Here is a 25,400-nt window from a genome sequence, read left to right as displayed (position 1 = left end):
GCTCCTTTGAACCGTAAAAGTACCTGCTGCTGGCTAATGCCGTTCACTAATGCCAAGAAGTGCCAAGTCTGTTGCTTCTGTGATTATTTTCACCCCTCTCCCTACGGAGGAGGAGCAAAAATAACCGATTGAACTAAATATATTTCATATATCCCACACCATCATCCCCAGGAGATCGGCTACCGGTGACAATACCACCGGCTAAGTTCAATCTGTTGGCGTAATGGCGTTTGTATCCTGACCGTGCGCCGCAAGCACGAAGTTTCTGCATTGTGAGTTTCAACTTCACTCGACCAATTGGGTGGCAACGTTAAAACAAGGGTCGGTGTTTGCGAACCGGCACTGAACATTTCCAGTTGCTGGTGCGCCAACGACCAAGCCTGTCGGTATTGCCATTGCCGTTGAAACGCCTGCAACAAAACCTGATGATATTGTAACAGCCCCAGCAGTGACACAGCGAACAACAATGCCGCAATCAATACCTCAGGCAGGCTAAAGCCCCGTTGATGTGAACCGCCGCCCGGTTTAATCATCACAATCAGTGGCTCGCTTTTCCGGGCAGAAATCCAGCCAACCGCCTTTCTGCACCGTAAGTTTAATACTGCCATCCCCAGGGGCCTCCGTTGCCAACTGATATAACCATACAGGCTCTGCTCCTGCTATTTCTCCAGCCCCACGCACCACCACAACGCCACTACGCGAGGAGAGCCGGGCGCAGGTCTGCAAGGCATCGCTGCTTTGTTGCAGGCAATACCAACTGGTGGCCTGCAAAGAACCTCGTGGCCAAGATTGTGCCAATCCCCAACTTAATCCAGAGGCTGCCTGGTTATAGGCTTTCAGGTAGTGTTGACGATCGGCAACCAGTAACAATGCGCTGTCTAATTGGCGTTGCTGGGCCGTGAGCAGCATCAACCCCATAACCAGCATCAGCATAACCGCTGCCAGCGTGCTGCCCCCATGCTGCCTATGCATAGTCATGGCCCCTCCATACCAACCGCCCACTCCAGGCGTTGCTGTATATGTTTCCTTACCGTCGAGCGCCCACTCAAGCTTATTAACACCACTGAGCGCCCTTCGTTACCGGCTATTGGCTTGACGCTGAAAGCGTCAATCAACACTTCTTCTTGATCGAGTAAACGCTCCCAGCCAGGACCGCTGCACTGCGTCACTCCGCGCTGCCCCTCCAAAGCGCCAGCCCGCAGGCGATAACCGAAATACTCTGCATCCCCGGCCTTTTCCCAGCGCCCGTTACGGTTAAGATCGAAGGCCACAATTACGCAACTGCCCGGTGCTTCACCTGCGGCGTTACCAATGGATAATGGCTGCCCCTGGCAATCTCCGGCGCAAAAACCCCTGCGCCGCAGATCCTTTTCAATACCAAACGCCAGTTGGCGCAGCACCAGTTCCAAGCGGTAATGGCGGCCCGCATCAGCCGTTTGTTGGCTCAGGACAGGTAACGTTTTTGCCGCCGCCAGAGCAATCAGGCTGCCAAAAGTCATCGCCAGCATCACTTCCGGCAGGGTAAAACCCTGTTCTAAGGCTGGCATAACGCCACGCTCCGAATCACAGTCTCCTCGCTACACAGCCGCAACCGCCCTTTAGCGGACAGCACCAGGCGTATTCGCCCTGCCGGGTTGCTCAGCAAGATATGCCCGGCCTGCGCATTATTACGCACGCCATAAAACCCCATATCCTTTTGGGTAAAGTCTTGCAGTTCCACGCCCGCCAGTTCTGGTGTAAACACCCAATCTGCCTGCTCATTACAAGCCGCTACCGGCGTACCGCTACCTACGCACCAAGGCTCCCCTGGCCGAAACCACAGCAACGCATTACGGTTACGCCAGTTGGCATCGGCCTGGAGGCGCGTCAAGAATGCCAGCAGTTGCTGGGCCGTCTGCTCCAGGCGTAGCGTCTGCTGATAGTGTTGCCACTGGCTAATGCCCCAGGAGGTCAGCATGGCGACTAACACCATCACGACCAGCAACTCAATCAGCGTCAGACCCTGCTGGCGATAAAGGGTATCTTGATGTCTGTTCATTGGGCGAGTGTAAAGTGCCTGGGCGATCAGCGGCAGCAACCTTTACCCAGGTTGGAAAACCCTGAGCAAAGTTTTTATCTGGCGGGCAACAAAGCGGGGAAAATTGCATGCGGCTTCGCACATTGACGCAGAAGCGTAAAAATTAAGGCCCAGCGAATGCTGAGCCTTGGCAATTGGTGATCTTTGCAGAATCAGATAGCGACTGGAGCCTTGATCGGCGGGTGCGGATCGTAGCCTTCAATCTCAAAATCATCAAAACGGTAATCAAACAGCGACGCGGGCTTGCGCTTGATCACCAGTTGCGGCAACGGGCGCGGTTCACGCGTTAATTGCAGTTGTGTCTGCTCCATGTGGTTGCTGTACAGATGGGTATCCCCGCCGGTCCAGACAAAATCACCCACGTCCAAATCGCACTGCTGCGCCATCATATGCACCAATAACGCATAGCTGGCAATATTGAACGGCAGGCCCAGGAACACATCACAGGAACGCTGATACAGCTGGCAGGAGAGCTTGCCATCTGCCACGTAGAACTGGAAGAAGGCGTGGCAAGGTGCCAATGCCATCTGATCCAGCTCACCCACGTTCCAGGCAGAAACGATGATACGGCGTGAGTCCGGATCCTGCTTAAGCTGTTGCAGAACAGTGCTTAACTGGTCAATCTGGCGACCGTCTGCCGCGCCCCACGCGCGCCATTGCTTGCCGTAAACCGGGCCCAAATCGCCGTTTTCATCGGCCCATTCATCCCAGATGGTCACTTTGTTTTCACGCAGATAGGCCACATTGGTCTCCCCATTCAGGAACCACAGCAGTTCATGAATAATTGAACGCAGGTGACATTTCTTGGTGGTGACCAGCGGGAAACCTTCCTGCAGGTTGAAACGCATCTGGTGGCCGAAAATCGACAACGTGCCAGTGCCGGTACGGTCGGCTTTAGGGGTGCCCTCGGTGAGCACTTTGTTCATCAAATCCAGATACTGTTTCATGTTTCCTCACGACAATTGTTGCTGTGGACGGCGGCGGTACGCCCAGACCATCATAATAATGCCGGCGATCACCATCGGGACGGACAAAATTTGCCCCATGCTGATAGCGCCTTCAAACAGGCCAAGCTGAGCATCCGGCTGGCGGAAGGCTTCCACGATAATGCGGAAGGCGCCATAGCCAATCAGGAACAGGCCCGAGACTGCCCCCATCGGGCGTGGCTTGCGGATAAACAGGTTCAGAATGATAAACAGCACGATGCCTTCCAGCACCAGCTCATACAGCTGTGACGGGTGACGTGGCAATACGCCGTATTGGTTCAGCAGAGGCAGCAGGCTGGGATCGGCGGCGGCAATGGAGATATCCTCCGTGCGCGAACCAGGGAACAGCATCGCCCAAGGCGTGTCGGTAGTAACACGGCCCCAAAGTTCGCCGTTGATAAAGTTGCCCAAACGGCCTGCGCCCAGACCAAACGGGATCAACGGAGCGATAAAATCAGAAACCTGGAAGAAGGTGCGCTTGGTGCGGCGGGCAAACCAGAACATCACCAGGATCACGCCCATCAGGCCGCCGTGGAACGACATGCCGCCATCCCAGACTTTAAACAGATAGAGCGGATTATCCAGGAACAGCGGCAGGTTGTAGAACAGTACGTAGCCTACGCGCCCCCCAACAAACACCCCCAGGAAACCGGCATACAGCAGGTTTTCCACCTCGTCCTTGGTCCAGCCACTGCCTGGTTTGTTAGCACGTCGTACCGCTAGCCACATAGCAAAAACAAAGCCAACCAGATACATCAGGCCGTACCAGTGCAAAGAAACCGGGCCAATAGAAAAAATCACCGGATCAAACTTGGGAAACGCCAGGTAGCTATTGCTCATCTATCACCACAACATGTCTATTTATTCTTCCCCATCTGGGGGCGGCAGGTGCCAAACGCGTTGAAAAACCCATCTAATGGGACATCGCATTGAGGTTGCGCATCATATCATAGGCTTAACCTGGTCCGGGTTTGCCTGCTGGGAAAAGTTCTGTAAAAAAATCCGTATCAACGGCCACCACGAATTAACCCCCCATGCTGCGACGCTCCATAAATGCCGCCACCTGATGGCGAACCTCAGTGGTCATCTGAGCACTCAATACCCGTTGAGCAAGAGTTTGCGCATCGGCTAACTCGATATGCCGCAGCAGGTATTTGATACGTGCCACACTGCGCCCGTTCATACTCAGATTACGATAGCCCATTCCCACTAATAGCAGAGCCCCCATAGGATCGCCAGCCAGCTCACCGCATAAGCTGACCTGTAGCCCTGCCGCCGTCCCCTGATCGATAATCAGTTTCAGCACCTGCAACATGGCTGGGTGCAGGCTGTCGTAAAGCGAGGCAACACGGGTGTTATTACGATCGACTGCCAGCAGATACTGGGTCAGATCGTTGGTGCCTACCGAGATAAAATCTACGCGCGCGGCCAGGTAGGGGATCAGGAAGATCATCGACGGCACTTCCAGCATGACGCCAATGCGCGGCTTGGGAATTTCATACCCCAGCATCTCTTCAACTTCTCGCCCGGCGCGGTCGATCAGACGCTTGGCTTCATCGACCTCTTCCAGGCTGGTGATCATCGGCAACAGGATCCCCAGATTGCCGGTGCCTGCATTGGCACGCAGCATCGCACGCACCTGGATCAGGAAGATTTCCGGCTGGTCGAGCGTAATACGGATCCCGCGCCAGCCGAGGCAGGGGTTCTCTTCGCTGATCGGCATATAAGGCAGTTGCTTGTCTGAGCCAATATCCAGCGTGCGCAGCGTTACCGGCTTGTGCGGGTACAGTTGCAGCATGCCCTGATATTGCGCCACCTGCTCCTCTTCCGAAGGGAAGCCGCTTTGCAGCATGAACGGGATCTCGGTGCGATACAGACCAACGCCGTCAACCCGCCCGCCGAGCAATTGCTCGTGCTCTGGGCTCAGGCCAGCGTTCAGCATCACCTGGACTCGCTCGCCGCTTTTCAATTCTGCCGGCTGTTCAACGTCATCTTCTGCCAGCTTGCTGAGTTCCAGCTCTTCGCTGATCAGGCGTTGATATTCCTGCACCAGAACCGGTTCCGGATCCACCAGCAGCTCGCCACGATAGCCGTCAACAATCAGCATCCGCTGGGCCAGTAATGTGGGCTGGATATCTGCCCCCATCACCGTCGGCACCCCCATGGCCCGCACCAGGATCGCGGCGTGAGAGTTGGCGGCACCGTCCCGTACCACCACGCCAGCCAGACGATCCCGTGGCAATTCCGCCAGCAGGGTTGCAGTCAGTTCATCGGTCACCAGCACAAAACGGGCTGGCCATTGGGTTGCCCCCTGGGTGGTGTCGTCAAGATGGAATAACAGACGCTGCCCGAGCGCACGCAGATCGCTGGCTCGCTCACGCATATAGGTGTCTTGCAGAGTGGCAAACTGGGCGGCAAAGGCTTCAATCACCTGTTTTACCGCCCATTCCGCCACCGAACCGGCGTCTATTTCCGCAAACAGTTCACGCTTGAGGCGGGCATCGTTGAGCAGGTGAGAATAGAGATCGAAGATCGCCGCGCTCTCTTTTGCGAGCTGGCGGAGAAGCGTTTGCTGAAACGGCGGAACTCGGCCCCGGCTTCTTCCAATGCCTGGGTGAGGCGCTCACGCTCGCTGACGGTATCCAGCGTAGACGCCCTGTAGACCTGATCGAGAGAAGGTTGGCTGCTATCTTGCCAGCCTTCCGCTACCGCAACCCCAGGTGAAGCCGCCAGCGCTCGGATGCGGGTCTGGCGATACTGACCAAAAATGGCGTTGAGCTGTGATAACGAAAGGATCCCGGCCATTTGCGTGGCCAGGGTAACCATGAAGGACTCTTCACTTTCGTCAAACTGACGCAGCTCGCGTTGCTGCACCACCAAAACGCCAAGCAGTTGACGGCGGTGGATAATCGGTACCCCGAGGAAGGATCGAAAACGATCCTCTTTAACCTGCGGAATATATTTGAAGCTGGGATGGCTTTGCGCATCGGCCAGGTTGATCGGCTCAGCCTTACGCCCCACCAGGCCTACGACACCTTCGTCGAAGGCCAGGGCAATAGTTCGCCCACGCGGTTTTTTCAACCCCCGCGTCGCCATCAGGTAGTAACAACGGCGGTCGTTATCTGCCAGATAAATGGAGCAGACTTCGGTATCCATCGCCAGACAGGTTTCATTGACCAAAAGATCCAGCGCATCTGTCAGACTGGCCGCCGCGGCCACTTTCTCAACAATTTCTCGCAAGCGCGTGAGCATAGTCCGTTTGACTTAACCTCTTTTTCGGCGATAAGCGGGGTTTTGCCGCTGCGCTGCCTGTTCCTGCATTGGCATAACGGTGGCGGCAAATTCTTTCATGACCCGGCGGTAGACATCGCGTTTGAACGACACCACCTGACGCACCGGATACCAAAAGCTCACCCAACGCCAACCGTCAAACTCCGGCGTACTGCTACGTTGCATATTGATATCCGCGTCATTGCACATTAACTGCAGCAGAAACCATTTCTGCTTTTGGCCGATACAAACCGGCTTTGTGTCCCAACGCACCAAACGTTTTGGCAATTTATAACGCAACCAGTTGCGGGTTGAGGCCAGGATACGCACATCCTTTTTACTCAAACCCACCTCTTCGAACAGCTCACGGTACATCGCTTGCTCAGGCGTTTCTCCAGGGTTGATCCCCCTTGGGGAAACTGCCAGGAGTGCTGACCGTAACGGCGGGCCCATAAGACCTGCCCCTGACGATTACAGATTACGATACCAACATTCGGGCGGTAGCCATCATCATCGATCACCGGACTACCTCGATAAGCATAAATTCGTATTGATAACCTGATTGTTTCACACAAGCTACAGGCGGTAAACCACTGCTTTGCGGCACCTCGGCCCGGATAACATTGGGATAACTCACAGATAATGGCAAAGTTATAAACATGTCGCGATATTTCAGACGGGTTTTATTCACTTTTTCTGTGGATAGGTGTGTGAAGAACTCAAGGGATAAGCCGGTAAAACTCTGCTGAACCTAAAAACCCCTGTTTTTTCATTATTAAATTTAATATTTAAATTCAATTAATTAACCCTATAAAACCAGTTATGAACAGGGTGAAAATGTGATCTGTGCACGCTTTGGATCTTTGTCTGGCGAAAGATCCACCAACGCAGTTTTTATCCACAGATTATCCGTCCGAGTTAGGCATAAAACCGCCAAATTCGCAAAAAAGCCCCGCGTCAAGGCTGTAAATCAAACCAGTGATCGGTAAAAATTGGGTTATCCCATAAATCTGTGGATAAATAGGTGTAAGATCCTGTTTATTGTCGGTGGCTATTCGTGCACAAACGCAAACTGAAAACGTTTCGCATCTGGCACGGATGAAAAAAGTCATGCAAAATCATGCTACTATTATTCTTTTCCCCAACCTCACGCCGGTACTTTTGGCTGTGAGTAAATACAGTGTGTTTTTTAACCAGAATTCATGGGCTTGATTTATGGTGTGTTTGTCCTCACTTCCTCTTGCGCCAGAAAATGAGCAGCAGCTATTCGAACGTGCGCAGGCGTTAGCCGGTTTTAATCTCGGGGAGCTTGCGGCGCGTGCGCAAATCGCTATCCCCAAGGATTTGAAGCGTGATAAAGGCTGGGTGGGCATGCTGCTGGAGTTGTATCTGGGCGCCATGGCGGGCAGCAAGCCGGAACAGGATTTCCCCGAGCTGGGGATCGAGTTGAAAACCATCCCGATCGACGCTGCCGGGAAACCACTGGAAACCACCTTTGTCTGTGTGGCACCTTTAACCGGCAACAGCGGTGTGACCTGGGAGAGCAGCCATGTGCGCCACAAGCTGGCGCGCGTGCTGTGGATCCCGGTTGAAGGTGAGCGGCAAATTCCTCTGGCACAGCGGCGCATTGGCTCGCCGTTGTTATGGCAGCCCAATCGGGAAGAAGAGGATATGCTACGCCGCGATTGGGAAGAGCTGATGGACCTTATCGTTCTTGGCCAGGTTGAACGTATCACCGCACGCCATGGTGAAGTGCTGCAACTTCGGCCCAAGGCGGCCAATAACAAAGCGCTGACCGAAGCGATTGGCGAACAGGGCCAACCCATCCTGACTCTGCCGCGCGGTTTCTATCTGAAAAAGAACTTCACAGGGGCACTATTGGCGCGGCATTTTTCTATTTAATATTTTGTCTAGTTCTAAACGTATGAAATGCAGCTCTGTTTACCCCGCGTTTAGGTAACAGTACCAGCCTCTCAATAAATGCGTATAATCCGGCTTTATTTTCCTTGAGGTGTTCCAGGCAATGTTTGAATGGATTGTGGATCCCAATGCCTGGTTAGCGTTAGGTACGCTAACCATTCTTGAGATCGTGTTGGGTATCGATAACATTATTTTCCTCTCGCTGGTGGTGGCCAAACTGCCGAAAGCACAGCAGAACAAGGCACGCCGTATCGGTCTGGCGGCTGCCATGCTGATGCGTCTGGCATTGCTGGCCTCGATCGCCTGGGTGATCCGCTTGACCCAACCGTTATTTACCGTGATGGATCACAATGTCTCTGCCCGTGATTTGATCCTGCTGCTGGGGGGCTGTTCTTGATCTGGAAGGCCAGTAAAGAGATCCATGAAACGATCGAAGGCTCAGGAGAAGAACTTCACACCAAAGTCAGCAGTTTCTTCGGTGCCATCGTGCAGATTATGTTGCTGGATATCATCTTCAGCCTGGATTCGGTGATCACCGCCGTAGGCCTGTCGGATCATCTGTTTATCATGATGGCCGCAGTCGTGATCGCGGTGGGCGTGATGATGTTTGCCGCCCGGCCAATCGGTGAGTTCGTCAACCGCCATCCTTCAGTCAAAATGCTGGCATTGGCGTTCCTGATCCTGGTGGGCTTCACGTTGATGCTGGAAAGCTTCCAGATCCATATCCCGAAAGGTTACATCTACTTCGCGATGTTCTTCTCAATGTCGGTTGAAGCACTTAACCTGATACGCGGCAAAAAGAGCCACAGCGCTGATTGACCCACTCCGGGGCATATTCTGTATGCCCTATTTTTAGTGTTATTTTCTCTTAGACAGATGGGATTCATCTTAAGGTCGTTTTTTACATAGTTTGCTACTCTCAAAAGATGATTATTCTATGCATATAAGGTGTGCACGATGAACAAATGGATAATGACGCTTTCCGCACTGATTATGGTGGCCGGATTAACAGGATGTTCCAGCGACTATGTTATGGCAACCAAAGATGGCAATATGATCCTGACCCAGGGGAAACCACAGATCGATAAAGACACCGGCCTGATCAGCTATAAAGATGAGAACGGCAATAGCCGTCAGATCAACGGCGATCAGGTTTCTCAGGTTATCGAACGCTAATTCCAGTTTCCTGCCCCTGATGGATCCCCCTCAGGGGCACTGCCCGCCTATACCATCAAGCAGTTAGAATCCGCTTTCACCATCCTCTTCGCTTGGTTATAGTCAAGAAAGGCGTTTACGCCGTTGGATCTCTGGCTTCTGTTTTAGCGCTAACATTGAAGGAAGGCCGTTAATGCAATACCACCGTATTCCCCACAGTTCTTTAGAAGTGAGCGTGCTGGGACTGGGCACCATGACTTTTGGCGAGCAAAACAGTGAAGCCGATGCCCACGCGCAACTGGATTATGCATTAGCCGCTGGCGTCAACCTGATCGATACCGCAGAAATGTACCCGGTACCGCCCCGCCCGGAAACGCAGGGGCTGACAGAGCAGTACATCGGCAGTTGGATCAAGGCGCGCGGCAACCGCGATAAAATCGTGCTGGCGAGCAAGGTCTCAGGGCCGATACGCGGAAATGACAGCGGTATCCGCCCACAGCAAGCGCTGGATCGCAAAAATATCCGTGCCGCATTAGACGCCAGCCTGAAACGGCTGAATACCGATTATCTCGATCTCTATCAATTGCATTGGCCACAGCGAACCACCAACTGCTTTGGCAAGCTGAACTACCAGTACACCGATGAGAAAGCCACCATTACTCTGCTGGAAACCCTGGAAGCGCTAACCGAGCAGGTACGTGCCGGTAAGATCCGCTATATCGGGGTGTCCAACGAAACGCCATGGGGCGTGATGCGCTACCTGCAATTAGCGGAAAAGCATGAGCTGCCACGCATCGTCTCGATCCAGAACCCATACAGCCTGCTGAACCGCAGTTTTGAGATTGGTCTGGCGGAGATCAGCCAGCACGAAGGCATCGAATTATTGGCCTATTCCAGTCTGGCTTTCGGCACCCTGTCCGGTAAATACCTTAACGGTGCCAAACCGGCCGGGGCACGTAACACCCTGTTCAGTCGCTTTACCCGCTATTCTTCTGAGCAGAGCCAATTGGCGATAGCCGCCTACGTGGCGCTGGCGAAAAAACACGGTCTGGATCCTTCGCAGATGGCATTGGCTTTTGTGCGCCAGCAACCTTTTGTGGCAAGCACGCTGCTGGGTGCGACTACCCTGGAACAGTTGAAGACCAATATTGACAGCTTTGATGTAGTGCTGGATGAAGAAGTCTTGCAGGCACTGGAAGAGATCCACACCCGCTTTACCATTCCAGCCCCCTAAAACCCAGCCATTCTCCCTCAGCCCCAAAGCAGAGGGAGGAGGTACAGAGTTTGGGAGTCATCACGGGGATAAAACCCGGTCATGTTCGGTTCCCTCTCCCGCTGGGAGAGGGCAGTTTGAGGGAATTAGCTGAAATATATCAGGCTTTTGAACGGAACTGGGATACCCAGAGCACGGTGATGGCAATAGCGAACACCACGCCAAAACCAATACCCACACCGACCACCGGCACGCCCATTTTGACCACCAGAGAATAGAGGCCAAGCATCAGCAACATCGCGGTGTTCTCACCCAGATTCTGCACCGCAATAGCGTTACCAGCCCCGACAGAACGTTTACCCCGCTCTTGCAGCAACGCATTCAGCGGCACCACGAAGAACCCGCCAAGCACACCGATCACCAACAAGACACCATAAGCATTCAGCATGCTGGTCTGCACCGCGAAGAAGGCCACCGCAACCCCAATCAGGATCCCGGCAGGCATACAGCGCTTGACCGTTTCCAGCGTCACAAAACGCGCCGCCGCCCCGGCCCCAACGACGATCCCTATCGCCACCATGGCATTGAGCATGGTGGGAGTAGCGTTATCGGTAATACCCAGAGCCACCGGCACCCACAGCACCAGCAGGAAGCGCAAGGTTACCCCGGCCCCCAGAACAGGCTGGTGCCGATCAGGGAGAAACGCGTCTGGCCATCACGCCACAACACCCTACAGGCATTGAAGAAGCTGCGGCCCATGGCCAGTGGGTGCCAGGAATCCACTTTGTGCGCAGCAGGTAAACGCGGAATATAAAAGTTAGCCACCACTGCGCCCCCATAAACCAGGGCACAAACCACCAGAGCGGCCACAATATGCCAATCCGCCAGCAGCCCACCCGCTACCGATCCCACCAGGATGGCGGCAATAGTGGAAGCCTCCATCAGGCCGTTAGCCTTCACCAGCTTTTCACCACTGGTGATTTCACCAAGAATGCCGTATTTAGCCGGTGAGTAGGCGGCAGCCCCGACCCCAACCAGACTGTAACCCAGGAACGGGTTCAACCCGAAGCAAATCACCAGTGCCCCGGCAAGCTTGAGCCCGTTAGCCACCATCATTACGCGCCCTTTGGAGAAGCTGTCGGCGATATGACCCACAAAGGGGGCCAGGATGATATAGGTGGCAACGAAAGCCATTTGCAGTATCGGCTGGCTCCAGTCGGGATACATTTGCTGTTTGATCAACGCCAGGGTGGCAAACAGCAGCGCGTTATCGCCGAATGCCGAAAGGAACTGAGCGCAGATCACGGCGATCATTGAGCGTGACAGCAAGGGGGAATCAGTGGCATTCATCAGACATTCTCCGGCTGTTCAGCCATTTGGCGCAAAGTAACAAAATCCGGTTTACCACTGCCAAGCAATGGCAATGCCTTCACCAGGCGAATATCGCGTGGCACAGCCAGCTCTGGGGTGCCCTGCTCACGGGCAACACGTAGCAAGGATTCACGGGTAATGCTGCTGTCGCTGGTGAACAATACCAGCGCTTCACCTTTGCTGCTGTCACTTTTCACCGTGGCAGCATGCAGCCCTTCCGGTGACAGTCGCAATGCCAGTTGCTCTACGCTCTCCAACGACACCATCTCACCCGCCAGCTTGGCAAAACGCTTCACGCGACCGCGAATGGTGCAGTAACCGTGCTCGTCAAAGGTGACGATATCGCCGGTATCGTACCAGCCAGCTTGCAGTACACCGTTTTCATCCTCGGCCACCGGCGGCTCCAATTCGCCAGGGCGTTCAACACGCAGATAGCCTTTCATGATGTTCGGGCCTTTCAGTTGCAGGCGACCGCCGTGGTCGATACCGGCCATCTTGATCAAACGTGCTTCCATCTTCGGCATAATGCGACCCACGGTACCCACCTTCGCTGCGAGAGGGACGTTGATCGACACCACCGGTGCACACTCGGTTACGCCATAGCCTTCCAGAATACGGATGCCATATTTGTCCTGATAAATCTGTTTGGTGCTTTCCGCCAGCTTCTCGGCCCCGGCAACAACGTAGCGCAGGCGGGCAAAATCGTAGGGATGAGCGAAACGCGCGTAATTATTCAGGAAAGTTGCCGTACCAAACAACACGGTGCAGTTGCGGTCATACACCAGTTCCGGCACCACGCGATAATGCAGCGGGCTCGGGTAGAGGAACACCCGGCTACCGGTCATCAACGGGGTGATTAGCCCGACGGTCAGGCCAAAAGAGTGGAATAGCGGCAGCGAGGACATAAAGCGATCCAACGGGGTAAAGTCCGCAATGGTGCGGATCTGCTCCACGTTTGCCAGCAGGCTGGCATGGGAATGCACCACCCCTTTCGGGTTGCCTTCCGAGCCGGAAGTAAACAGGATCAGCGCTGCATCATCCGGCTGCTGTGCCACCATTGCCCGCTCGGGCTGGAACAGATGGCGCAGGATCCACAGTTTATCTTCCAGGGTAACGGTATCCTTCAAATCCTCCAGATACACCCAGTTGGCTTCCGGCACCTGCTCTGGCAGATGCGTCAGCTTGCCTTTCTCCAGAAATTGGCGCGAAGTCACTATGGTTTTGATCGTCGCTGCGGTCATCGCGCTTTTCAGCCCATTGACCCCAGCGGTGTAATTGAGCATCGCTGGGATACGGCCCCGCAGCGAAGCACCAAAAATAGCGGCGGCGGTGATGGTGGCATTCGGCAGCAACATACCGATATGCTCCCCCTGCGCAGTAAATCGCTCCAGAATACGGCTGACACCTAACGCTTTTTTAATCAACGTCTGGTAACTGTCTTCCTTGAACGCGATATCTTCGATGCAGGGTTTGTTGCGGCCATAGCGATGTTGGGCGGCCAGCAGCGCCGTGAACAGGGTTTGCGGCTTGAGGGTATCCATTCTCGCCTGCATCATGATCTGGTGCAGTCTGTCGCCAGCAAGTACCCGTCGATCGCGGGCTCGCGGTGCCTCTGGCATTGGTAAGGTGGTCGGGGGAGAATGCTGATCGTGGTCTGTGGGAACCAACGGATCTTAAACACGCCGCGCATACGGCCAAACGGGCTGAACTCCGGGCCATCGATACGTACCGGCACAATGGTGGCGCCAGACTTGGCGGCGATAAACGCTGCACCGTCGTAAATTTTCATCAACGAGCCCGTCACCGTAATACGCCCTTCCGGGAACACCACGATCGGCCTGCCCTGCTCAACCATGCGCACCAGATGCTTGATGGCCATCGGTTTGGTCGGATCCAGAGGGACGAAATCGATATAGGGTTTTAACCAACGCATAAACCAGCGATCAGAAATGCTGGAGTAAACGGCAAAGACCGGTTTGATCGGCAGGAATAATGCCAGCAACGCGCCATCCATGAAAGAAACGTGATTGGGGGTAATCAACAGCTTCTGATGTTCGAAATGCCTGGCGTCACCTGCCACACGGACACGAAACAGCCAGCGAAACACCGCACGCAATACAGAATATATCATCCCACTCTCCCTGGGGTTGATGAGCATTACCCTATCAATTTCAATATTTATACCCTTGGGCATAGCGTGAAAAGCGAGGGGTCAAAGTAATTGTGGGGAAAGGATACTATATAGCAGGCAAAAAAACCTACGCATCCGCGTAGGTTGGTGCAATTGAAAATGGCTTCAACATACAGAGTATGTTGATTTCTCACCAATCAATACCTCTGGGACAGTCAATTTACCCCGCCACGCCAAATCCCCGCCAGCAGCTAATCGCAACAGTCAGGCGCAAAGTGTAACCAGCAGTGTAGATTCCCCCTTGAATAGACATGGTTATTACAACTTGGACGATTAAAGTACCGGCAAGCAGGACAAATCCAGACGAAAGTTTTAATTAAATGAGAATAACTGCTACGGCCCCCACAAGTTATGCATACCGACGCTTGCAGCACCGGATTTTTTCCGCAAAACTGAGGGATGTAAGCGATTACCCAGGAAGTGTTGACAGATATGGCCACGATTAAGGATGTTGCCAGGCTAGCGGGTGTTTCCGTAGCCACGGTATCTCGCGTAATAAACAACTCCCCCAAAGCCAGCGAAAGTTCGCGCAGTGCCGTACTGGCCGCCATGGAGGGGCTGCAATATCACCCCAATGCCAACGCACGTGCGCTGGCACAACAATCCACCGAAACCCTTGGCCTGATCGTCTCCGACGTCTCCGACCCCTTCTTCGGGGCTATGGTCAAGGCCGTGGAGCAGGTTGCCTACGCCACCCACAATTTTTTGCTGATTGGCAACGGTTACCACAACGCAGAGAAAGAGCGCCAGGCGATTGAGCAACTGGTTCGCCACCGCTGCGCCGCGCTGGTCGTGCATGCCAAGAAATTGACTGATGATGAGCTGACCGTCTGGATGCGTCAGATCCCAGGAATGGTGTTGATTAACCGCACGCTGCCAGGGTTTGAGAAACGCTGCGTGGCGCTCGACGATCGCTACGGCGCCTGGCTGGCCACGCGCCATCTGATCCAGCAGGGCCATCAACGCATTGCCATCATCTGCTCGACTCACCAGATTTCCGACGCTGCAGACCGCTTGCAGGGCTATCTGGATGCGCTGGAAGAACACGGCATCGCGGTGGATGAAAAGCTGATCGCCTACGGTGAGCCGGATGAAGTGGGTGGCGAGCAAGCGATGACAGAGCTGCTGGGGCGCGGCAAGAACTTCACCGCCATCACCTGTTATAACGACCCGATGGCCGCCGGGGCGCTTTCGGTACTAAGCGACAACAGCGTTGACGTACCCGGCCAGATTTCGCTGATTGGTTTTGATGATGTGCTGATTTCACGCTATCTGCGCCCGCGCCTGACCACCATCCGTTACCCGGTGGTAGCCATGGCCACCCAGGCAGCAGAACTGGCCCTGGCGCTGGCCAATAGCCAACCGTTGCCAGAAATCACCAATATGTTCAGCCCGACGCTGGTGCGCCGCCATTCGGTCGCCAGTATCAATAACGTCTTTGAGCAGAACTGAGCAAATGGCAGCGATACTCTGAATCATTCGAGTTGCCGGCAGGCGGCAGGGCCGAGAGTCGCCTGAGGCATAGCTAAAGGATGTGACTGGTGCGAACGGGGCAACCAACACCCAGGCAACTTGAAGTAATACGAGTCTAATCAGCTAGCTGCCGTTTGAAAGACTGCGGGTGTAAAGGCGCACCGGGCGATCCGGGTAATCCAGCGCATCGCCAATATACTGCCAGCCGTAGCGTTCGTAATAACCGCTAAAATCCGCGTACAGATACAGCTGTTCAAACCCGGCATTGCGGCAGTGCTCCTGCACATATTGCTGCAACTGCACCCCCAGCCCGCTGCCGCGCTGGTTCTCTTCAACATAAAGCGCCGCCAGCCACGGCGTCAGATCCTGGCGGCTGATCAAATCACAGCGCCACAACCCCACGGTGCCGACCGGCTTATCACCCTGTAATGCGATAAAAGTAATGGGTAACCCTTCGTGACGCATGCTGCTTGCCACCACGCTGGCAAAAAATGCCCGGCTGTTATCGCCGCCAAAGGCCTGCCATTGCCAATCAATAACCTGCTGCTGATGCTGCGGATAGTCCGCCAGATGGACAATACGGATCACGTTGGTTTCCCCTGAAAACGCCAGACTTGTTGAGCTGCTGCCCGTTATGGCAACCGCGACGGAGTTTAGCAAACCTTATGCCCGAACGAGCGCTTTTTCACCGTTTATGCCCTGCCCGCCCGGCAACCCATCGGCAGGGTGATTGCAGAGCACAACCGGAGCTAACCCTATGCTAGACTGAGCGATATTTGCCGCAGCGGGCGTTAAAAGGGGTTAGCCATCGATGATCACCATGTTGGATGTTTCCATTCGCGCGGGGGTTTCCAAAGCCACGGTTTCACGCGTTTTAAATGGCACCGGCCAGGTGAAGAAAAGCACGCGTGATGCGGTATTCAAAGCCATGGATGAACTGGGCTACCGGCCAAACTTTCTCGCCCAGTCGCTGGCCAATAAAAGCTCTAACAGCATTGGATTGGTGGTCTCCAACTTCGACGGTCCTTACTTCGGCCGCTTGCTGCGCCAGGCCGCCAAACTGATCGAAGCCAGCGGCAAGCACCTGATCGTCACCGACGGACACGACACGCCGGAAGATGAATTACAAGCGGTGCAACTGCTGGCCGATCGCCGCTGCGATGCCATTATCCTGTATACCCGGTTTATGAGTGAAAATGCGCTGATGGCGCTGCTGGAAGAGTTGCCGGTGCCCGTAATGGTGATTAACCGCGACCTGCCGCAGGCGCGTGAACGCTGCGTGTTCTTCGAACAACAGCAGGCCGCCTTCAACGCGGTGGATTATCTTATCCGCCAGGGGCACCATGAGATTGCCTGTATTACCGGGCCGATCGACACCCCGACCGCCCAATCTCGCCTGGCGGGTTATCGCCAGGCGCTGGAGCACCACCAGATTGAGTTTAAGGATGTGCTGGTCACCAACGGTGATAGCAGCGTGCCGGGTGGCCATCACAGCTGTAACTCTTTGCTGGCCAGTGGCGCATCGTTCAGTGCGCTGTTTGCCAGCAACGATGATATGGCCATCGGCGCAATGAAAGCCCTGCACCAGGCCGGTAAACGGCTACCAGAAGATGTCTCGCTGTTTGGCTTTGACGATGAACCCAGCGCCGCTTACCTGCAACCGGCCTTATCAACCGTTTATCTGCCGATCGATGCGATGATTGAAGCGGCGATCACGCAGGCTTTGCGCCTGATCGAGGGTGAGGCGCTGCAACCATTAACCCCGTTTACCGGTGAGCTGAAACTGCGGGAATCCGTGGTGCCTGGCCCCTACGCCAGCTGATTTCGCTATTAGAGGGGCGCAATACAACTCCGCGCCCCGGCAGCTTAAACCAGCTCTAGCCCGATCAATTCTTCAATTGTCTGGCGGCGGCGGATCAAGCGAGGCTCACCGTTTTCAAACAGCACTTCCGGCAGCAGCGGGCGGCTGTTGTAGTTGGAAGACATCGAAGAGCCATAAGCGCCGGTGTCATGGAATACCAAATAATCCCCCACCAGCACTGGCGGCAATAAGCGGGTTTCAAGACCACCGCCCGCCTGTTGGGTGAAGACATCGCCAGACTCACACAGCGGCCCGGCAATGACAGTTTCACGCTGGGGCTGGTTATCGGTGCTGCGCCCATCGGCAGGTAACAGTGAGATGTGATGATAGCTGCCGTACATCGCCGGGCGCATCAGATCGTTGAAACCGGCATCCACCAAAACGAAGTGGCGGCTGCCCATATCTTTAACCGAACGTACTTCTGCCACCAGCACGCCGGCTTCTGCCATCAGAAAACGCCCTGGCTCAATCTCCAACTTCACCGGATGGCCCAGGTGCGCGGCAACTCGCTCACGCGCACGGTTCCACAGGCCATAATAGTGCTCGGTATTAATCGCCTCTTCCCCGTACTGATAAGGGATGGAAAGGCCGCCCCCGCTGAAATCGCGCTGATGTCCTGCCCCAGCGCTATCACCTGCTGCACCATGGCATCACACACACGCTCCAGATGCTGGTAATCCACACCGGAGCCGATGTGCATATGCAGGCCAATCAATTTCAGGCCGTAATGCTGCACTTTGGCAATCGCCTGTGGCAGATCGGCATACCAAATGCCGTGTTTGCTGTTTTCGCCGCCAGTATTGGTTTTCTGGCTGTGGCCGTGGCCAAAGCCGGGGTTAATGCGCAGCCACACCGGGTGGCCAGCCGAAACCTGGCCCAGTTGCTCAAGCATATCGATAGAACCGGCGTTGACCGGGATCTTCAGTTCACTGACGCGCGCCAGCGTGGCGTGATCCAACACATCAGCGGTAAAGACAATATCCTCGCCACCAGGCTCAAATCCGGCCTTCAACGCACGCTCGATCTCCCCCAAGGAGACGGAATCCACCTTCACACCCTGCTCACGCATCAGGCGCAGAATATGAATATTTGAGCAGGCCTTCTGCGCAAAGCGGATCACGTCGAAGTGCTGCAACTGGCTGATACGTTGGCTGATGATATCTGCGTCATAAGCCCACACCGGGCAGCCGAAGCGTTGTGGCAATGCCAGCAGATTGGCCGCGTTCAGGGCGGTAGAGGTGTCATTCAAGGCGCGTGGCATGAGTCGATTTCCAATATAAGATTTCCCACCATCATGCCGGGGATATTAATGTGTTTAAAATATCTATTTCGCGGTAGTCTATTCATTCCTGATATAGACCCTAAATAATACGCGTTGCAGGAAGGCGGCAAGTTAGTGAGTCCCCAGAAGCATAGGCTTACTCAGTGCCTGGGGTGAGCGAGCGCCATCAACACACCTGTGGCCTGAAGTAGGACGGGTATGCTTTCTTTGCCAGTGGAGGTCAACCATGCACGCCATTACGCTGCGCCAGATTGAGATCTTTCACGCGGTGATGACCACCGGCAATCTGACCGAAGCGGCAGCACTGCTGCAAACGTCACAACCCACCGTCAGCCGTGAGCTGGCCCGCTTTGAAAAGCGGATCCAATTGCAGCTGTTTGACCGTGTGCGGGGCCGCCTTTACCCAACGGTGCAAGGCCTGCGGTTGTTTGAAGAGGTGCAGCGTTCCTATTACGGCCTGGATCGCATCAAGAACGCCGCCGCAGGCATCCGCCAGTTCCAGCAGGCCCAGCTTTCTATCGCCTGCCTGCCGGTATTTTCCCAATCGTTGCTGCCCGCCGTGTGCAAACCCTTTGTCGATCGTTATCCGCAGGTGAGCTTTAGCGTGATCCCTCAGGAGTCACCTTTGCTGGAAGAGTGGCTTTCAGCACAGCGCCACGATCTGGGCCTGACGGAAAATACCCTGACGCCAGCGGGTACCGAGCGCACCACATTAATGACCATGAATGAAGTCTGCGTGCTGCCCGCTGGCCATCGCCTGTTGGCAAAGGAACAACTGACTCCGCAGGATTTCAGCTCGGAAAACTTTATCAGCCTGTCCAGCACCGACAGTTACCGGCAACTGCTGGATGCGTTATTCCATGAGCAGAGTATCGAACGCCGGATGGTGCTGGAAACCCATAGCGCCGCATCGGTGTGTGCGATGGTAAAGGAAGGGGTGGGTATTTCGATCGTCAATCCACTGACCGCATTGGATTACATCAATAACGGTGTCCATGTACGGCCATTCAGCGTTGAGGTGCCATTTACCGTCAGTCTGATCCGCCCACTGCACCGCCCCTCTTCGGCGCTGGTAACCGCCTTTATACAGCACCTGCAACAGCAGGCAGAAAAGCTGACCGAACGCTTAGCTACGGTGATCAAACGCTAGACAACACTAGCGCAGCGTGGCACGCCAGCCAGGATCGGTGGCAAACCACTCCACCAAAAAGTCCAGCATGGTGCGTAGCGTGGCGGGCATCTGGCGGCGTGAGGTGTAAATACCGTAAATCCCCATCGCCTGTGGCACATACTCCGGCAGCAGTTCGATCACATCCCCATTGGCAAGCAAAGGGGCCGCCGAGTAATAAGGTTGCAGAGAAATACCCGCTCCTTGCACCGTTGCCGCTAACAGCACCACCGACTCATTGGCGCTTAGATTGCCGCTTACCGCCACCGCCGACTTCACTCCCTGATGCTCAAAATGCCACAGGCTTTTGCCAAAGTAGGAATAGGTCAGGCAGTTGTGCATGGCCAAATCCTGTGGCTGACGCGGAGTACCTTGGGCTGCAAGATAAGCCGGGGACGCGCAAATAACCGAAGCGCAGGTGGAGAGTGGCCGGGCAATCAGGTTTGGGTCCAGTTCATTGGTGATCCGCAGCGCCAGGTCGATACGCTCCTCCACCAGGTTGACCGCCCGGTTGTTCATTTGCAGGTCCACCGCCACTTGAGGATGGCGTTTCAGATACTGCGCCACCGCCCCCACCAACGCCGTCTGGCCAAGCGATTGCGAACAGGTGATACGCAGTAGACCGCGTAAATCATCGCTCTGGGCACTCTCGACCAGATCGATATCCTCCGCCAGCGCCAACATCTGTCGGCAACGCTCCAATGTGCGCTCACCGGCATCGGTCAAGCTAAGTTTACGCGTGGTGCGGTGCAGCAATCGTGCCCCGGCCCATTGCTCCATCTGTGCCAGATAGCGCGTCACCATCGCTCGCGACATCTCCAGTGCCTCCGCCGCCGCAATCATGCTGCCGCGATCGACGATGGTGACAAAAACCTGTGCGGCGGTAATGCGATCCATGATTAGCTCGATTTATGCAATGAATAATTGCTTATTATCCGGTTTTTCTCCCGATTCATGCAACCTATCATCTTGCCAACGATAACAAACACCTGAAGGACACCTGCAAATGTTTAAGAAATCATTACTGACCCAGGCCTTTACCGGCATCGCAACTCTCAGCACCGTGGCCCAAGCCGCCAATACGTTGACCATGGAAGTGTATAATCCAGGCGAAAAAAGCGTCTTCCCGGTCTCATCCGAGATGATCAGCGGCCCCCATGAAATGGCACTGATCGACGCTCAGTTCCAGCGTAACGACGCCCAAGAGTTGGTTAAAAGAATCAAAGCCAGCGGCAAAAAACTGACCACGGTTTACATCAGCCATTCAGATCCGGATTTCTATTTCGGCCTGGACGTGATCAAAGCAGCCTTCCCACAGGCAAAAATCATTGCTTCTGCGGATACCATCAAAGCAATCAACGCCACCCAGGCAGGCAAGGTGGCTTATTGGGGGCCGATCCTCAAGGAGAACGCACCGCAAACCGTGATCGTACCGCAACCGTTGCAGGACAACAGCTTTACCATTGACGGCCAGCAGGTCGAAGTGAAAGGCCTGAACGGCCCGACGCCGGATCGCACCTATGTCTGGATCCCGTCATTGAAAGCCGTGGTGGGTGGCGTACCGGTAGCCGGGGACAATATTCACCCGTGGATTGCCGATAACCAGACGGTAGAATCCCGCGCCCACTGGCAGCAAACGCTGGCAAGCATCAAGGCGTTGGATCCACAGGTGGTGGTTCCAGGGCATTTTCTGCCCGGCGCAGCGCAAACGCTGGAGTCGGTAACCTTTACCCAGAACTACCTGACAACCCTGGAAAGCGCGTTGCCAAAGACCAAGAATTCCGCAGAATTAATCGCGGTGATGAAGCAGCATTATCCTCGGTTGCAAGACGGCTCCAGCCTGGAAATGAGCGCCAAGGTGCTGAAAGGCGAGATGCAGTGGCCGCAATAAAACCGGAGGCATAATAACCATGGCAACTTTGCATTATATTTTCGATCCGCTGTGTGGCTGGTGCTACGGTGCAGCACCGCTGGTCAAGGCCGCGCAGGCGATCCCAGGTTTAACCGTTGCCCTGCACGCTGGCGGCATGATGACCGGCAACAATCGTCGCGCAATCAACGACGAATGGCGTGAGTATGTGATACCGCATGATAAGCGGATTGCCGAAATGACCGGTCAACCCTTTGGGGAGGGTTACTTCAATGGCCTGTTGCGGGATACCTCCGCGATAATGGATTCCGAACCGCCGATCACCGCGATTCTGGCTGCAGAAAAACTCGCCGGGCGCGGCCTGGATATGCTGCACCGCCTTCAGGAAGCCCATTATCGGGAAGGACGGCGCATTGCCGATACCCCGGTTCTGCAAGCGCTGGCAAGTGAACTGGGCCTGGCCTCTGCCCCATTTATTGCCGAAATGCGCTTCAACAGCGGAGCCCCAACGGCACAACACATTGCACAAAGCCGTGCACTGCTTGCCAAAGTCCGTGGGCAGGGTTTCCCGACCTTTGCATTGCAGGACAATCGAGGGCAGTTGTACCAGATCCCCGCAGGAGAGTATTTGGGGAATGTCGAAGGCTGGAAGGCATTGCTAAATAACGCAGTACATTAAAAATGATGCGTGCGCGAAAGCGCACGTGTTACCCCCACCACCGGTTACTCCCCATCACCTCTCTGTATTCACTGGACGTATTGCAAATAGTTAGCGGCGTCAAAAATGCTTACATGTCGCGATTTGTTTGTTACCCAAGGTTCACCCATGCTAAAGGGAAAGAATACTTTCTGGACCAAGATGAACAAGACTATTTCGCAGAAACATGCTGTCTGGCAGTTGATTAAACCTTTTTGGGTCTCGGAAGAGAAATGGCGCGCCTGGGCGATGTTGATCGCCATCGTTGCCCTGTCCCTTGGTCTGGTTTATATCAGTGTGCTGATCAACCAGTGGAATCAAGTGTTCTATGACGCCCTGCAGAATAAAAACTACCCGGTATTCAAGGCGCAGCTATGGCGTTTTACCTATCTGGCGCTGATTTTTATCGTGTTGGCGGTATACAAAATCTACCTGACCCAAGGGCTGCAGATGCGCTGGCGGCGTTGGATGACAGAAAGATTTATGGGCAAATGGCTGGCACATCAGGCCTATTACCATACCGAACAGCAGCAGATCATCGATAACCCGGACCAACGTATCGCCGAGGATCTCAACGTCCTCACTCAATACACGTTATCCCTGTCACTTGGCCTGCTTTCCAGCCTGGTGACGCTGTGCTCGTTTGTCACCATTCTCTGGCATATCAGTGGCCCCATCACCTTTGCCATCGCTCAGCACTCCTTCAACCTGCCCGGCTATATGGTGTGGTTTGCCTTGCTGTATGCAGGTTTAGGTTCATTGATTATCTGGTGGGTGGGTAAACCGCTGGTCATGTTGGGCTTTAACCAGGAACGTTATGAAGCAAACTTCCGTTTCGGCCTGATCCGCATCCGTGAAAATAACGATGCCATCGCGCTGTATCACGGAGAAGCGCACGAAAAGCAGCAGTTAAACAACCGCTTTGAAGCAATACGCAGTAACTGGTGGTCGATCATGCGCGTGACCCGGCGGCTCAATATTGCCAGCAACTTCTACGGCCAGTTTGCCATTATCTTCCCGCTACTGGTGGCGGCTCCACGCTATTTCTCCGGCGCTATCCAGATGGGTGGGCTGATGCAGATATCCTCTGCTTTCGGCCAGGTGCAAGGTGCGCTCTCGTGGTTTATTGATGCCTTTACCAATCTGGCCACCTGGAAAGCCTGCGTTAACCGTCTGGCCGGCTTTAACGCCGCCGTGGACGAAGTACATAACCAGCCACGCGGTATCGACCTGCAACAGGAGGGTAGCCAACCGGTGATTCTGAGCAATCTTGGCCTGACGCTGCCCGACGGCCAGCCGTTGCTAAGCTCAGCGACCATGACCATCAAGCAGGGTGAACGCGTACTGATCGTTGGCCCTTCCGGCTGCGGTAAATCCACCTTGCTGCGCGCCATCGCCGGAGTCTGGCCCTACGGTTCCGGTGAAATCGGCCTGAACCAGGGCTTTAGCACGCTGTTCCTGCCACAGCGCAGTTATATTCCGATTGGTACGCTACGCGAGGCACTGAGCTACCCGCATCCAGATAAAGACTACAGCGATGAGCAATTATTGAAAGCGCTGGAAAATTGCCGCCTGAAACACTTGCAGCGCTGGCTGGATACCCGTTCCAACTGGAGCCACCGGCTATCCCCCGGGGAGCAGCAACGGTTGGCGTTTGCCCGTGCGTTGCTCACTCGCCCAGACGTGCTGTTCCTGGATGAAGCCACCAGTGCGCTGGATGACGAAACCGAACAGTTGATGTATTGCCTGCTGGTGGATGAGTTGCCAGGAGTCACTCTGGTGAGCGTCGCGCACCGTAACAGCGTGGCAAAATATCACCAGACCTGCTGGCGCTTCAGCCGCAACGAAAACGGCCCGGCTCAGATGGCTCTTAGCCCTTTGCCTGTGGCAGGTTAAGCCACGAGCAGCCCCTACCCTTTATGGCTGGGGCTTGGCTAAAGGCACGTCATTATCGTAGCAAGCCGAAACGTTTCAAAGGGCCTCAAGGCCCTCGGCTGCCGGCTACTGGAAAGCGCGCGTATTATATCAATCGGACATAAAGCGACAGAAATTATGCCTGGCCAAGACCCTATCGGCGTGGATATCACTATTCCAGCCTGACGGGAAAGCTGCGAAATTAAATTCATTAAAAAATACAAGAAGGGAATATTACGAGTGGATTCAGTTGGGGGGTGGAAAAGAAAAAGGGGATTACCGTTTATTTAGGCAACTCATAGAGAAAGTTGTTCTGCAGCTTATAACCCATCGGGGAAGCGTGGATTTGGCTCGTCATTTCCGCGTCTGGCACAGAGCAGAAACGCCATATCCCAAAGGCGTTCATACCGCAGCTCAAATGGCCAGCGCAGGTGCAAGGAAAAAGCAGGAAAGGACAGCCTCCAAACGGCCCCTTATCCATTCCTGCCAACGTAAAGCGCTGCCAGCTTTAAATCCCATCCGCCTCCACATCGACACACCTGACCTTGCGCCGTTCGTGCCACAGGCTGGTGAGGCCGCGTTTGCCACAGGCCAGCGCCATTTCACGGAACGCATCCAGGCTCAACCCCTCACGTTCCAACATCATTTCCGCGGCCAACTGCATATTCACGCCGGTCAACACCTCACAGTTCCCCTGCGCATCGGCCAACTCACTGGCACAACGAAACGGTGAACCGCCGAGCATGTCGGTGAGAAATACCACGCCGTCTGGCTGATCCACTGCTTGTAAAGCAGCAAGCAGAGCCTCGCGTAATTCAGCCGTCCCCATATGTACCGGGAAATCCACGGCAATACAGGCCGATTGCTCACCCACGACTTGCTCAACTGCCTGCAGCAGGCCACTGGCGAAACCGCCGTGGCCGGTAATCACAATTCCTGGCATGTTTATTCC

18 protein-coding genes and 6 pseudogenes are annotated in these 25,400 nt (G+C 54.8%); 10 read left to right on the top strand and 14 right to left on the bottom strand.

Annotation, left to right across the window (positions count from 1 at the left end; genetic code table 11):
- Nucleotides 1-179: 179 nt before the first annotated feature.
- The 8 genes and pseudogenes from ACQ86O_RS10900 to rppH all read right to left on the bottom strand — a co-directional run bounded on the left by ACQ86O_RS10900 (nucleotide 180) and on the right by rppH (nucleotide 6,854).
- The gene (locus ACQ86O_RS10900) at nucleotides 180-533 is read right to left on the bottom strand and encodes a prepilin-type N-terminal cleavage/methylation domain-containing protein (RefSeq protein WP_431225705.1); all 354 of its coding nucleotides are present in this window, start codon (nucleotides 531-533) and stop codon (nucleotides 180-182) included.
- On the bottom strand, nucleotides 526-978 hold the full coding sequence (locus ACQ86O_RS10895; RefSeq protein ID WP_431225226.1) for a YgdB family protein: 453 nt from the start codon (nucleotides 976-978) through the stop codon (nucleotides 526-528). The genes ACQ86O_RS10900 and ACQ86O_RS10895 overlap by 8 nt, the downstream gene beginning before the upstream one ends.
- Nucleotides 975-1,547, bottom strand: coding sequence for a prepilin peptidase-dependent protein (locus ACQ86O_RS10890; protein WP_431225225.1), 573 nt, complete (start codon nucleotides 1,545-1,547; stop codon nucleotides 975-977). Before ACQ86O_RS10890 ends, ACQ86O_RS10895 begins: the two co-directional genes overlap by 4 nt.
- Entirely contained in the window at nucleotides 1,535-2,038 is a 504-nt protein-coding gene (locus ACQ86O_RS10885) for a prepilin peptidase-dependent protein (RefSeq protein ID WP_431225704.1), read from the bottom strand. Before ACQ86O_RS10885 ends, ACQ86O_RS10890 begins: the two co-directional genes overlap by 13 nt.
- Nucleotides 2,039-2,229: 191 nt before the next feature.
- A complete protein-coding gene (thyA, locus tag ACQ86O_RS10880) occupies nucleotides 2,230-3,024 on the bottom strand; it encodes a thymidylate synthase (protein WP_431225224.1) in 795 nt (264 codons plus the stop codon).
- A 6-nt stretch (nucleotides 3,025-3,030) separates the two neighbouring features.
- Nucleotides 3,031-3,903 (bottom strand): prolipoprotein diacylglyceryl transferase, encoded by an 873-nt coding sequence (gene lgt / locus ACQ86O_RS10875; RefSeq protein ID WP_431225223.1) that lies wholly within the window; start codon nucleotides 3,901-3,903, stop codon nucleotides 3,031-3,033.
- Between the two features lie 167 nt (nucleotides 3,904-4,070).
- Nucleotides 4,071-6,315, bottom strand: a pseudogene (gene ptsP / locus ACQ86O_RS10870) (phosphoenolpyruvate--protein phosphotransferase).
- A 12-nt stretch (nucleotides 6,316-6,327) separates the two neighbouring features.
- Nucleotides 6,328-6,854, bottom strand: a pseudogene (gene rppH, locus ACQ86O_RS10865) (RNA pyrophosphohydrolase).
- A gap of 694 nt (nucleotides 6,855-7,548) precedes the next feature.
- Between rppH and mutH the strand changes: the two are divergent.
- From mutH to ACQ86O_RS10845, 4 genes and pseudogenes are all read left to right on the top strand, one after another.
- Nucleotides 7,549-8,235, top strand: coding sequence for a DNA mismatch repair endonuclease MutH (gene mutH / locus ACQ86O_RS10860; RefSeq protein ID WP_431225222.1), 687 nt, complete (start codon nucleotides 7,549-7,551; stop codon nucleotides 8,233-8,235).
- Between the two features lie 121 nt (nucleotides 8,236-8,356).
- Nucleotides 8,357-9,072 (top strand): annotated as a pseudogene (locus ACQ86O_RS10855) (TerC family protein).
- Nucleotides 9,073-9,210: 138 nt separating this feature from the next.
- Complete coding sequence (locus ACQ86O_RS10850) at nucleotides 9,211-9,429, top strand: YgdI/YgdR family lipoprotein (RefSeq protein ID WP_431225221.1); 219 nt, start codon at nucleotides 9,211-9,213, stop codon at nucleotides 9,427-9,429.
- A 172-nt stretch (nucleotides 9,430-9,601) separates the two neighbouring features.
- Entirely contained in the window at nucleotides 9,602-10,642 is a 1,041-nt protein-coding gene (locus ACQ86O_RS10845; RefSeq protein ID WP_431225220.1) for an NADP(H)-dependent aldo-keto reductase, read from the top strand.
- 139 nt (nucleotides 10,643-10,781) lie between these two features.
- Here ACQ86O_RS10845 and lplT read toward each other — a convergent pair.
- A pseudogene (gene lplT, locus ACQ86O_RS10840) lies at nucleotides 10,782-11,971 on the bottom strand (lysophospholipid transporter LplT).
- A pseudogene (aas, locus tag ACQ86O_RS10835) lies at nucleotides 11,971-14,123 on the bottom strand (bifunctional acyl-ACP--phospholipid O-acyltransferase/long-chain-fatty-acid--ACP ligase). The pseudogenes lplT and aas overlap by 1 nt, the downstream one beginning before the upstream one ends.
- Before the next feature lie 492 nt (nucleotides 14,124-14,615).
- Here aas and galR point away from each other — a divergent pair.
- A complete protein-coding gene (gene galR, locus ACQ86O_RS10830) occupies nucleotides 14,616-15,635 on the top strand; it encodes an HTH-type transcriptional regulator GalR (protein ID WP_431225219.1) in 1,020 nt (339 codons plus the stop codon).
- 144 nt (nucleotides 15,636-15,779) lie between these two features.
- Here the strand turns inward: galR and ACQ86O_RS10825 are convergent, their stop codons facing one another.
- Entirely contained in the window at nucleotides 15,780-16,244 is a 465-nt protein-coding gene (locus ACQ86O_RS10825) for a GNAT family N-acetyltransferase (RefSeq protein ID WP_431225218.1), read from the bottom strand.
- Between the two features lie 223 nt (nucleotides 16,245-16,467).
- On the opposite strand from ACQ86O_RS10825, the gene ACQ86O_RS10820 reads away from it, so the two are divergent.
- Complete coding sequence (locus ACQ86O_RS10820) at nucleotides 16,468-17,478, top strand: LacI family DNA-binding transcriptional regulator (protein ID WP_431225217.1); 1,011 nt, start codon at nucleotides 16,468-16,470, stop codon at nucleotides 17,476-17,478.
- A gap of 44 nt (nucleotides 17,479-17,522) precedes the next feature.
- Here ACQ86O_RS10820 and lysA read toward each other — a convergent pair.
- Nucleotides 17,523-18,778: pseudogene (gene lysA / locus ACQ86O_RS10815) on the bottom strand (diaminopimelate decarboxylase).
- A 247-nt stretch (nucleotides 18,779-19,025) separates the two neighbouring features.
- On the opposite strand from lysA, the gene ACQ86O_RS10810 reads away from it, so the two are divergent.
- Nucleotides 19,026-19,949: a LysR family transcriptional regulator gene (locus ACQ86O_RS10810; RefSeq protein WP_431225216.1), complete on the top strand. Its 924-nt coding sequence runs from the start codon at nucleotides 19,026-19,028 to the stop codon at nucleotides 19,947-19,949.
- 6 nt (nucleotides 19,950-19,955) lie between these two features.
- On the opposite strand, the gene ACQ86O_RS10805 is transcribed toward ACQ86O_RS10810, so the two are convergent.
- Entirely contained in the window at nucleotides 19,956-20,864 is a 909-nt protein-coding gene (locus ACQ86O_RS10805; protein ID WP_431225215.1) for a LysR family transcriptional regulator, read from the bottom strand.
- A gap of 109 nt (nucleotides 20,865-20,973) precedes the next feature.
- Between ACQ86O_RS10805 and ACQ86O_RS10800 the strand changes: the two genes are divergently transcribed.
- From ACQ86O_RS10800 to ACQ86O_RS10790, 3 genes are all read left to right on the top strand, one after another.
- Nucleotides 20,974-21,858, top strand: a complete 885-nt coding sequence (locus tag ACQ86O_RS10800) for an MBL fold metallo-hydrolase (protein ID WP_431225214.1) — start codon at nucleotides 20,974-20,976, stop codon at nucleotides 21,856-21,858.
- A gap of 13 nt (nucleotides 21,859-21,871) precedes the next feature.
- The gene (locus ACQ86O_RS10795) at nucleotides 21,872-22,516 is read left to right on the top strand and encodes a DsbA family protein (protein ID WP_431225703.1); all 645 of its coding nucleotides are present in this window, start codon (nucleotides 21,872-21,874) and stop codon (nucleotides 22,514-22,516) included.
- A 180-nt stretch (nucleotides 22,517-22,696) separates the two neighbouring features.
- The gene (locus ACQ86O_RS10790) at nucleotides 22,697-24,430 is read left to right on the top strand and encodes an ABC transporter ATP-binding protein/permease (protein ID WP_431225702.1); all 1,734 of its coding nucleotides are present in this window, start codon (nucleotides 22,697-22,699) and stop codon (nucleotides 24,428-24,430) included.
- A 526-nt stretch (nucleotides 24,431-24,956) separates the two neighbouring features.
- Here ACQ86O_RS10790 and agaF read toward each other — a convergent pair.
- Nucleotides 24,957-25,391, bottom strand: coding sequence for a PTS galactosamine/N-acetylgalactosamine transporter subunit IIA (agaF, locus tag ACQ86O_RS10785; protein WP_431225213.1), 435 nt, complete (start codon nucleotides 25,389-25,391; stop codon nucleotides 24,957-24,959).
- Between the last annotated feature and the right edge of the window lie 9 nt (nucleotides 25,392-25,400).

It is taken from the genome of Serratia sp. L9 (genome assembly GCF_050632285.1).
Lineage (GTDB): Bacteria > Pseudomonadota > Gammaproteobacteria > Enterobacterales > Enterobacteriaceae > Chania.
This window is presented reverse-complemented; position numbering and strand designations above follow the sequence as displayed.